Annotated in this window: 11 protein-coding genes; 3 read left to right on the forward strand and 8 right to left on the reverse strand. The window is 69.0% G+C overall.

All coding sequences use genetic code 11. The features are described 5' to 3' along the window. Positions 1-36 precede the first annotated feature (36 nt). From VM306_RS21820 to VM306_RS21830, 3 genes are read right to left on the reverse strand one after another with little or no spacing between them, the layout of a single operon-like run. Positions 37-807 (reverse strand): DUF742 domain-containing protein, encoded by a 771-nt coding sequence (locus tag VM306_RS21820; protein ID WP_325517961.1) that lies wholly within the window; start codon positions 805-807, stop codon positions 37-39. A gap of 29 nt (positions 808-836) precedes the next feature. Next, positions 837-1,256, reverse strand: coding sequence for a roadblock/LC7 domain-containing protein (locus tag VM306_RS21825; RefSeq protein ID WP_030470879.1), 420 nt, complete (start codon positions 1,254-1,256; stop codon positions 837-839). Then, on the reverse strand, positions 1,253-4,600 hold the full coding sequence (locus VM306_RS21830) for a nitrate- and nitrite sensing domain-containing protein (protein WP_325517964.1): 3,348 nt from the start codon (positions 4,598-4,600) through the stop codon (positions 1,253-1,255). Before VM306_RS21830 ends, VM306_RS21825 begins: the two co-directional genes overlap by 4 nt. Before the next feature lie 483 nt (positions 4,601-5,083). Here VM306_RS21830 and VM306_RS21835 point away from each other — a divergent pair, with 483 nt between their 5' ends. Further along, a complete protein-coding gene (locus VM306_RS21835) occupies positions 5,084-6,061 on the forward strand; it encodes an ABC transporter substrate-binding protein (RefSeq protein WP_325517968.1) in 978 nt (325 codons plus the stop codon). A gap of 217 nt (positions 6,062-6,278) precedes the next feature. On the opposite strand, the gene VM306_RS21840 is transcribed toward VM306_RS21835, so the two are convergent. The 5 genes from VM306_RS21840 to VM306_RS21860 all read right to left on the reverse strand — a co-directional run bounded on the left by VM306_RS21840 (position 6,279) and on the right by VM306_RS21860 (position 9,623). Next, entirely contained in the window at positions 6,279-7,172 is an 894-nt protein-coding gene (locus VM306_RS21840) for an LppU/SCO3897 family protein (protein WP_325517971.1), read from the reverse strand. Between the two features lie 84 nt (positions 7,173-7,256). Then, the gene (locus tag VM306_RS21845; RefSeq protein WP_325517974.1) at positions 7,257-7,823 is read right to left on the reverse strand and encodes an LppU/SCO3897 family protein; all 567 of its coding nucleotides are present in this window, start codon (positions 7,821-7,823) and stop codon (positions 7,257-7,259) included. A 126-nt stretch (positions 7,824-7,949) separates the two neighbouring features. After that, positions 7,950-8,456 carry an LppU/SCO3897 family protein gene (locus tag VM306_RS21850; protein WP_325517976.1) on the reverse strand — a complete coding sequence of 169 codons (507 nt, stop codon included), beginning with the start codon at positions 8,454-8,456 and terminating at the stop codon, positions 7,950-7,952. A gap of 52 nt (positions 8,457-8,508) precedes the next feature. Next, a complete protein-coding gene (locus tag VM306_RS21855) occupies positions 8,509-8,994 on the reverse strand; it encodes an LppU/SCO3897 family protein (protein ID WP_325517978.1) in 486 nt (161 codons plus the stop codon). Positions 8,995-9,044: 50 nt separating this feature from the next. Then, positions 9,045-9,623 (reverse strand): LppU/SCO3897 family protein, encoded by a 579-nt coding sequence (locus VM306_RS21860; protein WP_325517980.1) that lies wholly within the window; start codon positions 9,621-9,623, stop codon positions 9,045-9,047. Between the two features lie 141 nt (positions 9,624-9,764). Here VM306_RS21860 and VM306_RS21865 point away from each other — a divergent pair, with 141 nt between their 5' ends. Both VM306_RS21865 and VM306_RS21870 read left to right on the forward strand, forming a co-directional pair. Then, on the forward strand, positions 9,765-11,405 hold the full coding sequence (locus VM306_RS21865; protein WP_325517982.1) for a DNA repair helicase XPB: 1,641 nt from the start codon (positions 9,765-9,767) through the stop codon (positions 11,403-11,405). Then, the gene (locus VM306_RS21870; RefSeq protein WP_325517984.1) at positions 11,402-11,830 is read left to right on the forward strand and encodes a hypothetical protein; all 429 of its coding nucleotides are present in this window, start codon (positions 11,402-11,404) and stop codon (positions 11,828-11,830) included. Before VM306_RS21865 ends, VM306_RS21870 begins: the two co-directional genes overlap by 4 nt. Positions 11,831-11,896: the final 66 nt, after the last annotated feature.

An 11,896-nucleotide genomic window follows, 5' to 3' on the forward strand; every position in this document is an offset into this window, starting at 1 on the left:
GTCGTCGGCTTCCGTGCGCCCTCGGCGCCCTGGGGACTAGAGCCTGCGAAGCCCACTGAGCACCCTCTCCAGGAATTCCATGGAAGGCCGGTCCCCCACGACCAGACCGCCCTGGTGAATCAAAACCAATCCCATGCTTGCCATGTCGCCGATCAACACCCGTACGACGCCTAGAGGCAAGCGCAGGAGTGCCGCGACCTCGGCCACCGACCGCGTGTCCACGCACAACCCGCAGATCGACCTGTGCTCGGGAAGCACCGCGGCATCCCGTTCGAGGCCCTTTTCGCTGGTCGAAATCAGCGCCTCGATAGCAAGGTCGTAGTCGGGTCGTGTGCGTCCACCGGTGCGTGTGTAAGGCCGCACCAGTGAACCCGAGTCCGCAGCTGCATTCTCCTCCGGGCGCACAACGGACTGTGCACCGGTGTTGTAGGCCGGCTGCGCACCGGTGCTGTACACAGGCTGCGGCCCCGTGGTGTACGGCAGTTGTTCCGGTACCGCTTCCGGCATCTCGTGCTGGCCGAAGAGGTCCGCACCGGGCCCACCGAACAACCCGGTGCCGTACCCGTCTATGTCGAACCGGTTCGGCACGTCGTCGTACGGATACGACGACGAGTCATCCACCTCACGCTGAGACATATCGCCTAGCCCTTGCCCTGTAACCCGCTCATCGTGGGGTGCGTCCTCGGCTTCCTCTGGTTCTTGGGGTATCGCGTCAGGCTCGTCGAACTGGAACCCACCAGCGGCCCACTCCTGGTAGTTGAAGTTCCTACCGAGTCCACGGCCTCTAGCGCCAGGTCTCCCAGCCATTTGTTCTCACCCCTGAACCCAAGTGAGGTCTAGCGACGGACTACACCCTGAAGCTGCGCGCGCAGCTCAGGGGTGAGTTGTTGACCGACTCTCTCCACCAGAAGCGTCATCTCGTAGGCCACGAGGCCGATGTCGCAGTTCGGTGCCGCCAGGACGGCGAGACACGAACCGTCACTGATCGACATGAGGAACAGGTAACCCCGCTCCATCTCGACAACGGTCTGGTTGACCCCGCCTGCTTCGAAGCAGCGGGCAGCACCCTGTGTGAGGCTGACCAGTCCTGACGCGACAGCGGAGAGCTGCTCTGCACGGTCCCGGGGCAGCCCCTGGGACCCCGCGAGCAACAGCCCGTCCGCGGACACCACGACGGAATGTGCCACGCCGGGCACCCTCCGCACGAAGTCGGTGATAAGCCAACCAAAGCTGCCTGGCTGCGCTGCGGTCGTCACTCCTGCTCCTCGTTCTGCCGGCTCGATTGGTCACCAGCGTATGCCTCGATCAATGCGTGCCGGCCTCGCTTGACACCACTCTGCAGGCTCGACATCCGTCCGCGCACCGCATCAGCGGTACGGGGCGGCAGCGGCGGGCGCTGTGCTGTCTGAGACAGGGACTGCGACTTGGGGGCCGCAGAGCCTGGCACGAGCTGAGCCTTCGGTGTCCGTTTCGGCAGTCCTGCCGTTGTCTTCGTCTCCGGCGCCTTGTTCAACAACGCCTGAGCCGCGTGCCATCCCTCATCGGCAGGCGATTGCCAAGCCGACTCGGAAGCGGGCGCCGTGGCTGGAGTCTCCTCCAGAACGGGCTCCGGTTCCACAACTCGCTCCTGCTCGGCCGGTGCCACTTCTTCCTCGACCACCTTCTGGACCTTCGCGCGCGGCTGGCGCACGGGGAGACCAGCAGCGGACGTGGTGGTAGGTGCCACCGCCGGAACGGGCTTGCGGGTCCGGGTCGGGAGCTCCGGCTCCGGCCCGTCCGACAACGGCGGGGTCGACGGGGGCTCGTCGATGTACTCGACACCGCTCCTGTCGTCCTTGCCGACGCTGCCGGAGCCGGACTCGACCCGTCCGTTGGCAGCGGCCGGCTCGTCGTGCTCCGCGGCCGGCGGGATCGGCGCGGCGGCGGACGCGGACGTCTCGCTGCCGACCGCCTGGAACCACTGCGACAGGACGGCCTCGTAGATCGGGAGGCGTTCCGTCGGAGCGTCCAGGTCGTGCTCGATCTGCTTGCGCGAGGCCTCCGAGGTGCCGTTGCGGTGCCCCATGCCGATGTCGAGGCGGCCCTCGTCGACCGAGGCGCGCGAGACGCCGTTGGTCGACGCCGGTTCGTCCTCGATCGGCGGGATGGGCACGAACTGCGTGGTCTCGTAGCCGGGCTCGAAGGAGATCTCGCCCGGCTCCTCGTGACGGTCCTCGTAGGCCGTGAACAGGGTCGGCTCGCCGAACGAGCCTTCCGGTTCCACCGCCGCGAGCTGGTCGCGACGCCACCGTTCGGACGGCGTCGAGTCCTCGATCGGCGGGTCGCTGTAGACGGGGATCGCCGTCGCGCCCGCACCGGTGTCGGTGATCGAGCTGGGCACGAAGTTGACCGGGATGCTCGGGCTCGACTCGTCGATCCTCGGCGTGAGCCCCGTGGTGCCGGTGGCACCGCCGAAGGCGCCCGCGATACCGCTGGCCCTCGCGGCCGTGCTGCCGATCTCCGTGGTGTGCTCGACCGGTGACGGCGCCGGCACCGCCGGAGCCGACATGCCGGCCGACATGCCGAACGCGGAGGCCAGCGAGCCGGAACCGGACGGCGGGGTCGAGACCGGCGTCTGACCGGGGATCGCGACGAGCGTCTCCGGCACGATCACCAGTGCCGTCGTGCCGCCCTCGATGTCCTCGTTGCCGCGCAGGCGGACCTTGATGTCGTGGCGCTTGGCGAGCCGCGCGACCACGTACAGGCCCATCCGGCGGGAGACGGCGACGTCGACGTCCGGCGGGTCGGCCAGGCGCTCGTTCGCGTCCAGGATCTCCTGGTCGCCCATGCCCACGCCGCGGTCCTGGATCTCGATCGCCAGCTCGCCCTTGCGGGTCTTGGCCGTGCGGACGGTGACCTTGGTGACCGGGTCGGAGAACGCCGTGGCGTTGTCCAGCAGCTCGGCGATGAGGTGCACGAGGTCGTTGACCGCGCGGCCCTGGACCGTGAGGTCCGGGGTCTGGCCGACCTGCACGCGGGCGTACTGCTCGACCTCGGAGACCGCGGCGCCGAGGACCTCGGCGGCCGGGACCGGCCGGGTCAGGCGACGCGAGAGGTCGGTGCCCGAGAGGACCAGCAGGTTCTCCGAGTTGCGGCGCATGCGGGTCGCGAGGTGGTCCAGCTCGAACAGCGAGGCCAGCTGGTCCGGGTCCTGCTCGTCCTGCTCCAGCCGGTCGATCAGGTTCAGCTGGCGTTCGACCAGCGCCTGCGAACGGCGGGACAGGTTGACGAACATCGCGTTGACGTTGTCGCGCAGGAGGGCCTGCTGGGCGGCCAGTCGCACCGCTTCGCCGTGCACCGCGTCGAACGCGCGCGCCACCTGACCGAGCTCTTCCCTCGTGTGCACCGGCACCGGCTCGACGGCGTGCTTCGCCGCCTCCTCCGGGTTCGGGTCCGCGAGGATCCGCTCGACCGCCTCCGGGAGGCCGTGGTCGGCGACGTCGAGTGCGGTGCGGCGCAGCGTGCGCAGCGGGTTGAGGATCGAGCGGGCGACGAACAGCGCCATGAGCAGCGCGAGCGCGAGGATCGCGAGCACGATGCCGGACTCGATGTACGCCCTGGTGCGGGTGTCGCTGGCGAGGTCGTCCGTCTTGTTCTGCAGCTGCTCGACCAGCAGGTTCTCGACGTCACGGGTCAGGTTGACCGTCAGCGTGGCGGCGATGTCCCACTTCTCGGACGTCAGCTGGCTGAAGTCCTTGCGACCGGCCTGCTGGCTGAGCGCCGACTCCTTCATGTCGTTCGCGGTGTCGACGATGAGGCCGGTGACGGTGTCGTCGTAGATCTTCGCCTGTTCGGGCGTCGCGGCCTTGCGGAAGTCGTTGCGGGCCGCTTCGAGCTCGGCGTCCGCGGCCTGCAGGGCGCGCGTCTGGGACGGCGTGAACCCCTTGCGCTGGAACACGTCCAGGAGGATCGCCCGCTTGAGCGACTCCTGCTCCTTGATGCGCGCGATGGCGTTCGTGGTCAGGTGCAGTCGCACCAGCTCGGGCTCGTTGACCTCGGCGATCGTCTGCTCACCGAGGTTGATGAGCGTGTCGACGGACTCCGAGTAGGTGCGCTGGACGGCTTCCGCGGGGTACTGCGTGTCGCGCACCGAGTTGCGGAGGCTGTTCAGGCGGTCGAGCTGCTTGGCCGCGACCTGGAACCGCTCGACGGCGGCCGGGTTCAGGTCGGAGCTCAGCTCGGAGATCTTGGCGTTGAAGGCCTCGCTGGTGTCGTTCACGCGGCGCAGCTGGCGCTCGAGGACGACCCGGTCGACCTTCTTGTTCGACGCGACGAAGCTGACCGACAGGTCGCGTTCGCGCTGCAGCTGCTGCACCAGGTCCGCGACCGCGGTCTCGAGGCGGATCTGGTTCGCGAGGTTGTTGAGCTCCGTCGCGGCCTGGAGGTCGGTACGCACTCGCAGACCACCCAGCGCGAGGGCGCAGACCGTCGGGATGAGCAGAACGGCGAGCAGCTTCGTGCGCAGCCGCCAGTTACGCAGGCGCCATGGCGCGGATCGGGCAGGTCCCGAACCGGGTCCGGCGCCGATGTCACGCTTCACCGGGTCCGGTGTCACGTTCATCGTTCCGTCACCCAGCGCAGCCAGTCCGTCACCCGATTCGGGCCTTTCGGAGCGTGTGGTGTCACCCACGCCAAACTGGCTGGGACCTCTCTCACGTCGGGCCACTCTGGGCTTCCTCTTCCAGCAGCAGTGTCCCGGTCTCTCCCCAGGACCGAGCATGGACTCGTCAAACGGGCCGAATTGCAGCACAGAGGCGGTTCGCCCGGTGAGGCGCCCTACCCCGTCTGAAGACACGTCGGTCGACAACAACCTGTGCCACCCGGCGGGGAGCGTAATGGTCACCCCCTGCTCGGGGGAAGTCTCCAGAAGCACTCACCGTATCGAGATGGGGTGTCGTTTCATACGTTCAGGTGGTTAACATCCCCGGTTGTCGGCACGCCCCACGTCCGTCCGAACGCCCAGTTCGGACTGCGGACCACCTGGCCTGTGGCGACGCTCACTGATCGATTCGATGCTACTCAAGGCCTACCGGCGAGAGGTGCCATGGCTACCCGAGCCAAAGCTCTGCGGCTTGCCGCAGTGCTCATCACGTGTGTTCTGACCGCGAGCTGCGGCCTGTTCGGAGGTTCGTCGAACGGCGGCAACGCGGACGTGGAGCGCAACATCCTGCGCATCGGCGTGCTGCCGGTCGTCGACGTGGCCCCGCTGCGCATCGCGCTGACCGAGAAGCTGTTCGAGAAGGCCGGCCTGCAGGTCAACCTGGTCACGCAGCCCAGCGAGGCCGAGGCCATCAAGCAGCTGGACACCACGCTCGACCTCACGTGGGCCACGCACGTCAGCCTCTTCCGCGCCGTCGCCGAGGGCACAGAGCTGCAGTTGCAGGGCGAGGCCTACCAGGCCGGTCCGAACTCGATGGCGCTGGTCACGGACGCGAAGTCGGACTACGACGACCCGAGCAAGCGCCCCGCCCCGACCATCGCGGTGAGCAGCGAGACCGACATCGGCGCGCTGACGACGCGCGCCGTGCTGGACACCGCCGCGGTCGAGAAGCAGAAGATCAAGTTCAAGTCCATGCCGTTCGCGGACATGGAGAACGCGCTGACGTCCGGCACCGTGGACGCGGCGTTCATGATCGAGCCGTTCATCACGAAGGCGCAGCGCAAGATCGGCGCGAAGATCCTGACCGACACCGCGCGCGGCCCGACACTGGACTTCCCGATGTCCGGCTACGCGGCGTCGAAGAAGTTCGCCGAGGCCAACCCGAAGACCCTCAAGGTGTTCAGGGAGGTGCTGCGCGAGGCCCAGCAGCGGGCGCAGGCCAACAAGCTCGGCGTGCAGGACTCGCTGACCAGCTACGCCGACGTCGACCAGCCGACCGCCGCGCTCGTGTCCGTGGGCACGTTCCCGCTGTCGCTGAACCCGATCCGGCTCCAGCGCGTCGCCGACATGATGGACACCGAGGACGTGCTGTCCGGCCGCCTGGACGTGCAGCAGCTGCTGCCGCCGGGCACGACGGGCTAGCTGTTCCGAGGCGTGGGGAAAGGCGGGCCGGTGCGGCCCGCCTTTTCGCTTTCGGCCGGTGGTTTTCGGTCGGCAGGGGCCCGTGCGCGTAGCAGGTGACCGTCGGCGACAGTGCTTCGGTGCATTCGCCTGGCCGAGAAACCCGTCCGGCCAGAGCACCGGCCGTCTTCAGACATGCCGAGAAGGCGGACCATCGGGCCCGCCTTCTCGCGTCCGATCACTTCCCGGCGAGCGCCGTCACGCAGTAGGTGATGCCCGGCGACGGCTCGGTGTACGAGACGGCCGTGGCCTCACCGCAGTCCGCCGTGGCGGCCTTGACGACCTTCTCGATCTTCACGACCTTCTGGACGGCGAACTCGTTGCCGCCCTTCGAGCAGTCGACGACCTTCATGCCCTCCATGTTGATCTTGACCATCTCCTCCTCGTAGCACTTGCCCTCTTCGAGCTTCTCGACGAGGCAGAGCTTCAGCGACGCGCTGCGCCGGCCGCTCTCGGTGTACTCGGCGTAGTCCTCGCTGGGGCAGGCCTGCGTCGTGGAGTTCATGGCCTTGGCGATGAAGTAGTTCGCCTCGGGGGCGTTGCAGTCGACCTTCTTGTACTTCGGGCTGATCGTGGTGCCCGTGACGCTCGCGCAGTCACCGGCCTTGGCCGACGGCTCCGTGATGCCGCTCAGGCCACCGCTGAGCAGGGCCCTGACCAGGATGAAAGCGCCGACGAGCACGACCACGCCGACGATCGAGCCGATGACCTTGCCGGCGCCGCTCTTCTTCGGCGGTGGGCCGTAGGGCATCGGTCCGCCGGGAGGCATCCCACCGGGCGGCATCCCACCGGGCGGCATCCCGCCGGGCGGCATCTGGCCGGGCGGCATCTGGCCGGGCGGAGGGCCGTACGGGTTCGGCTGGGCGTAGGGGTCGCCGGGGTAGCCCTGCTGCGGCGGCGGGCCGTACGGGCCGGGCTGCTGCTGGGCGTACGGGTCGGGCTGACCGTAAGGCTGCTGCTGGGCGTAGGGGTCGGGCTGGCCGTAGGGCTGCTGGCCGTAGGGCTGCTGCGGCTGCCCACCGGGAGGCGGTCCGTAAGGCCCCGGCTGCTGGGGGTGGTTGGGGGTGGTCACTGGTTTCCTCTCCGATGGGTCGCGCGAAAGACGGCGAAACCGGAGCCGTGCGACACGACTCCGGTTTCGCGGGTTCGAAGCCCGTTACGCGGGTGCACCGGTGCAGTAGTTCAGCTTCACCTCGGGGTAGGCGAGCGCGAGCTCCCCCTCGGCGCACTGCGGCGCTGCGGCGTCCTTGCCGGCCTTCGTCACCTTGAAGACGGCCGACGCGGTGCACTCGGCGACCTTGAGACCCACGCCTCCGGCGTTCTCGGCGTAGCACTTGCCCTCGGCGAGGATCGGCGCGAGGCAGAGCTTCGTCTTGGGGCCACGACGCTGGGTCTGCGTGTACTCGTCGTAGTTCTCGCCGCACACCTCGCCGGTGCCGCCGGACTTGGCGACCGAGTAGTTCGCCTCGGCCGCGCCGCAGTCGACCTGCTTGTACTCGGGGCTGGCCGACGTGCCGGTGATGCTGGCGCAGTCACCGATCTTCGCCTGAGCGACGTCGCTGGTGAAGTAGTTGAACGCGTAGATCGCGCCGGCGGCGACGATCAGGCCGACGACGTAGGTCAGGATCCGCTTCAGGATGCTCGGCTTCTTCTGCTCCTGCTGCTGTTCCGCGGGTGCGGGCTGCTGCGACGGAGCGGGTGAAGCGGACTCAGTGGTGCTCATGCGGTTCTCTCACTTCCGGAATTACCCCAGACGGCCCATGCCCCCCGACACAGCCGGAGCGAAGGTTGCCACGCGCGGCAGTAAACCGCTGGGGCTTTACGGAAACGTTACGGCCGCTTGGATCACCTAAGGGGTCGTGGTGCAGTAGGTCAGCGCCACGGCGGGGTAGCTGAACCTCTCCTCGCCCGCGGCGCACGGCGGTCCTGGCACGTCCCTGCTCGCCGTGGTCACCCGGAACGCGTCCGGGGCGCAGTCCACCGCCTGGAGCTCCATGCGCGACGAGCCCGGCAGGTAGCAGGCGCCCTCGGTCCACAGAGGAACCAGGCAGATCCTGATGTCCGGGTCCTGCGGGCGGCCGGGGGCCATGTCGGTGTAGGCGTCCTGGCAGCTCTCCGACTCGGCGACGGTGCCGGTCACCACGTAGTTCGCCGACCCGCAGCCGACGGCGTCGAAGTCCGGCCGGTCCGCGTCACCGGTGACGTTCGCGCAGTCGCCCCGCTCCGGCTTCGGGACCGGCACGAGGAACTCGGTCATGCCGTAGATCGCGACGGCCGCGACGACGAGCGTGACCGCGTAGGTCGCGACCCGCTTCCCCTGACTCGTCCTGGGCGCGGCCGGCTCGTCGATGATCACGCCGCAGAGAGTGCCACGTGGACGGACGCGGGTGACGCGCACCAGCCCGAGATCACTGCTTCTGCTGGTCACCGCGCTGCAGGCAGAAGGTGACGGCGGGTTCCGGGAAGATCGCGGCGCGCGAGTCACCGCAGGCGGCGCCGTCGGTGGAGCCGGTGAGCACCCTGGCGACCTTCACCGAGTCCTTGGTGGCGCAGTCGACCTTGGCGATGCCGGTCTCGGGGTCCTGGCCGTAGCAGGAGCCCTGCACGAAGTTCGGCATGAGGCAGAACGTGGAGTCACCCGTGTACGTCGAGTAGTCCATGCCACCGGACGGGCACCTGTCCTCGTTCCACCGCAGGATTTTGGCGATCTTGACGTTCGCCTGCTCCGAGGTGCAGTCGACCGCCTCGTACCGCGGGTTGTCGAGGGCGCCGGAGATGCGCGCGCAGTCGCCCACCTTCTCGGTCTGGGCAGCGTCGCCGAGCTGGGTCAGCACGAACCCGCCCAGCAGGACGAGCGCGAGAACAGCCGCGATACCCAGGCCGACCTTCTTCATGGCCTGGGTATCGGCGTCAGAGGGGGGTCAACTCAACCGAGTTCACCCGATCAGGACCCTTCGTGCACGCCCATGCAATAGACGGAGGCCGGCTCGCTGAAACGCAGCTCGCTCGAGCCCTCCGGGCACACCGTGCCCTCCTCGGGCAGCCCGTCGACCTTCTTCACGATCTTGACGGGGGACTCGGTGGTGCAGGCCTCCTTCTTGAAGGCGCCGTCGTCACCCGAGGTGTAGCAGTTGCCCTCGGCGAGGTTCGGCATCAGGCACAGCGAGTCACCGCCCGACTTGACCGGCTCGTAGATGCCCTCGTCGGGGCACGGGTCCTCGGCGCTGTTCAGCACCTTCGCGACCCGGTGCGTGGCGGCCGTGTCCCCGCAGCTCTGCGACGAGATGTTCCAGTCGCCGTCGGGCTTGTCCACGTCCTTGGGGGACGCGCTGACGCAGTCGCCGACCTTGGTGCCGTTGAGCGCCGTGAGCGCCCACACGCCACCACCGACCAGCACGACCGCCAGCACACCGACGATCACGAACTTCAGCCAGTTGTTCTTCTTGGGCGACTCGTCGGTCTCGGCTTCCGCCGCGGCCACGCCGGCCGTGGGCTCGACGGGATCAGTCGACTCGGTGCTCATGGCCGAGAACGTACGACACCTCGTGTTGGCTGGGTGTGTCGCCTCGCGGTTCACGTCACCGGGCGCAGTCCGCCCCTCACCGAGCGCACGCCCTGCCACGCGCCCACCCCGCGTTTGGCGTCGTCAGGGAGACTTGGGGGCGTGACCGATGGCCCCTTGATCGTCCAGTCGGACAAGACGCTGCTGCTCGAGGTCGACCACCCCCTCGCAGACGACGCGCGCACGTCCATCGCGCCGTTCGCCGAGCTGGAGCGGGCGCCGGAGCACGTGCACACCTACCGGGTGACGCCGCTGGCGTTGTGGAACGCGCGCGCGGCCGGGCACGACGCCGAGCAGGTGGTGGACGCCCTGGTGCGGTTCAGCCGCTACCCGGTGCCGCAGCCGCTGCTGGTGGACGTGGTCGACACGATGAGCCGCTTCGGGCGGCTCGTGCTGGCCAACAACCCCGCCCACGGGCTGGTCCTGCACTCCAACGACCGCGCGGTGCTCGAGGAGGTGCTGCGCAACAAGAAGATCGCGCCGATGTTCGGGGAGCGCATCGACGACGACACGGTCATCGTGCACCCCAGCGAGCGCGGGCGGCTCAAGCAGCTGCTGCTCAAGGTCGGCTGGCCGGCCGAGGACCACGCCGGGTACGTCGACGGCGAGGCGCACCCGATCGAGCTGGACGAGGACGGCTGGAAGCTGCGCGACTACCAGCGGCTGGCCGCGCAGGCGTTCTGGGCCGGTGGCTCCGGCGTCGTCGTGCTGCCCTGCGGCGCGGGCAAGACGCTGGTCGGCGCGGCGGCGATGGCCGAGGCGCAGGCGACCACGCTGATCCTGGTCACCAACACCGTGGCCGGCAGGCAGTGGAAGCGCGAGCTGATCGCGCGGACGTCGCTCACCGAGGAGGAGATCGGCGAGTACTCGGGTGAGCGCAAGGAGATCCGGCCGGTCACGATCGCGACCTACCAGGTGATCACCCGCAGGTCGAAGGGCGAGTACAAGCACCTGGAGCTCTTCGACTCGCGCGACTGGGGCCTGATCGTCTACGACGAGGTGCACCTGCTGCCCGCGCCGGTCTTCCGGATGACCGCCGACCTGCAGTCGCGCCGCCGGCTCGGGCTGACCGCGACGCTCGTGCGCGAGGACGGCCAGGAGGGCGACGTCTTCTCGTTGATCGGGCCGAAGCGCTACGACGTGCCGTGGCGCGACATCGAGGCGCAGGGCTGGATCGCGCCCGCCGAGTGCACCGAGGTCCGCGTGACGCTGACGGACAACGAGCGGATGCAGTACGCGACGGCCGAGCCCGAGGAGCGCTACAAGCTCTGCTCGACCGCGCGGACCAAGATCCCCGTCGTCCGGAGGGTGCTGGAGCGGCATCCCGACGAGCCGGCGCTGGTGATCGGTGCTTATCTGGACCAGCTCGACGAACTGGGCGAGGAGCTGGGAGCGCCGGTGATCAAGGGGTCGACGAAGAACAAGGAACGCGAGGAGCTGTTCGACAGGTTCCGCAGGGGAGAGCTCCGCACGCTCGTCGTGTCGAAGGTCGCGAACTTCTCCATCGACCTGCCGGAGGCGTCCGTCGCGATCCAGGTGTCCGGCACGTTCGGCTCGCGCCAGGAGGAGGCCCAGCGGCTCGGCCGGATCCTGCGGCCCAAGGGCGACGGCAGGCAGGCGCACTTCTACTCGGTCGTCTCGCGCGACACGCTCGACACCGACTACGCCGCCCACCGCCAGCGGTTCCTGGCCGAGCAGGGCTACGCCTACAAGATCGTCGACGCGGACGACCTGGTCGGATGACCACCTGGTGGATGTGGAACCCGGCGGGGACCGTCCCGGTGCGGCGGTTCCGGTCGGAGGCCTCGCTCGCGCGGTCGGCGCCGGACACGGAGGTCGTCCGGTCGGACGACTTCACGTGCCCCTCGCAACGCCGCCGCGCCACCGCCGCGCGTTCCGACTTCCTGTGCGTGACCGGCGACCCGGTGCAGGTGGCCCTGGTCGAGCAGCGCCTGTGGACGCTGCTCGTGGCGCTGCGCCGGGCCCAGCCCCTCCGCGACGCGCTGGCGACCGCCGTGCCCAGGGCGGGCAGGGCGGCGCTGGTCGCGGAGCCCTCACGCGAGCTGGCCGAGTTCGACCGGCGCTTCGACCAGTTCGCGGCGGCGCTGCGGGTCCTCGTCACGGACCCGACGCCCGAGCAGCTGCGTCACACCGCAGCGTTGGACTAGCGCCGGTCGGGGCAGGTGGATGAGGTGTTCGCCAGGAGCACTTTCGCGCGGCAGAGAGGTTCGCGG

Source organism: Lentzea sp. (assembly GCF_035525475.1).
Lineage (GTDB): Bacteria > Actinomycetota > Actinomycetes > Mycobacteriales > Pseudonocardiaceae > Lentzea.

Bases quoted from the DNA above. Each gene is read 5' to 3' on its own strand.
- VM306_RS21820 (WP_325517961.1), bottom strand. From the start codon at position 807: ATGGCTGGGAGACCTGGCGCTAGAGGCCGTGGACTCGGTAGGAACTTC.
- VM306_RS21830 (WP_325517964.1), bottom strand. From the start codon at position 4,600: ATGAACGTGACACCGGACCCGGTGAAGCGTGACATCGGCGCCGGACCC.
- VM306_RS21835 (WP_325517968.1), top strand. From the start codon at position 5,084: ATGGCTACCCGAGCCAAAGCTCTGCGGCTTGCCGCAGTGCTCATCACG.
- VM306_RS21845 (WP_325517974.1), bottom strand. From the start codon at position 7,823: ATGAGCACCACTGAGTCCGCTTCACCCGCTCCGTCGCAGCAGCCCGCA.
- VM306_RS21855 (WP_325517978.1), bottom strand. From the start codon at position 8,994: ATGAAGAAGGTCGGCCTGGGTATCGCGGCTGTTCTCGCGCTCGTCCTG.
- VM306_RS21860 (WP_325517980.1), bottom strand. From the start codon at position 9,623: ATGAGCACCGAGTCGACTGATCCCGTCGAGCCCACGGCCGGCGTGGCC.
- VM306_RS21870 (WP_325517984.1), top strand. From the start codon at position 11,402: ATGACCACCTGGTGGATGTGGAACCCGGCGGGGACCGTCCCGGTGCGG.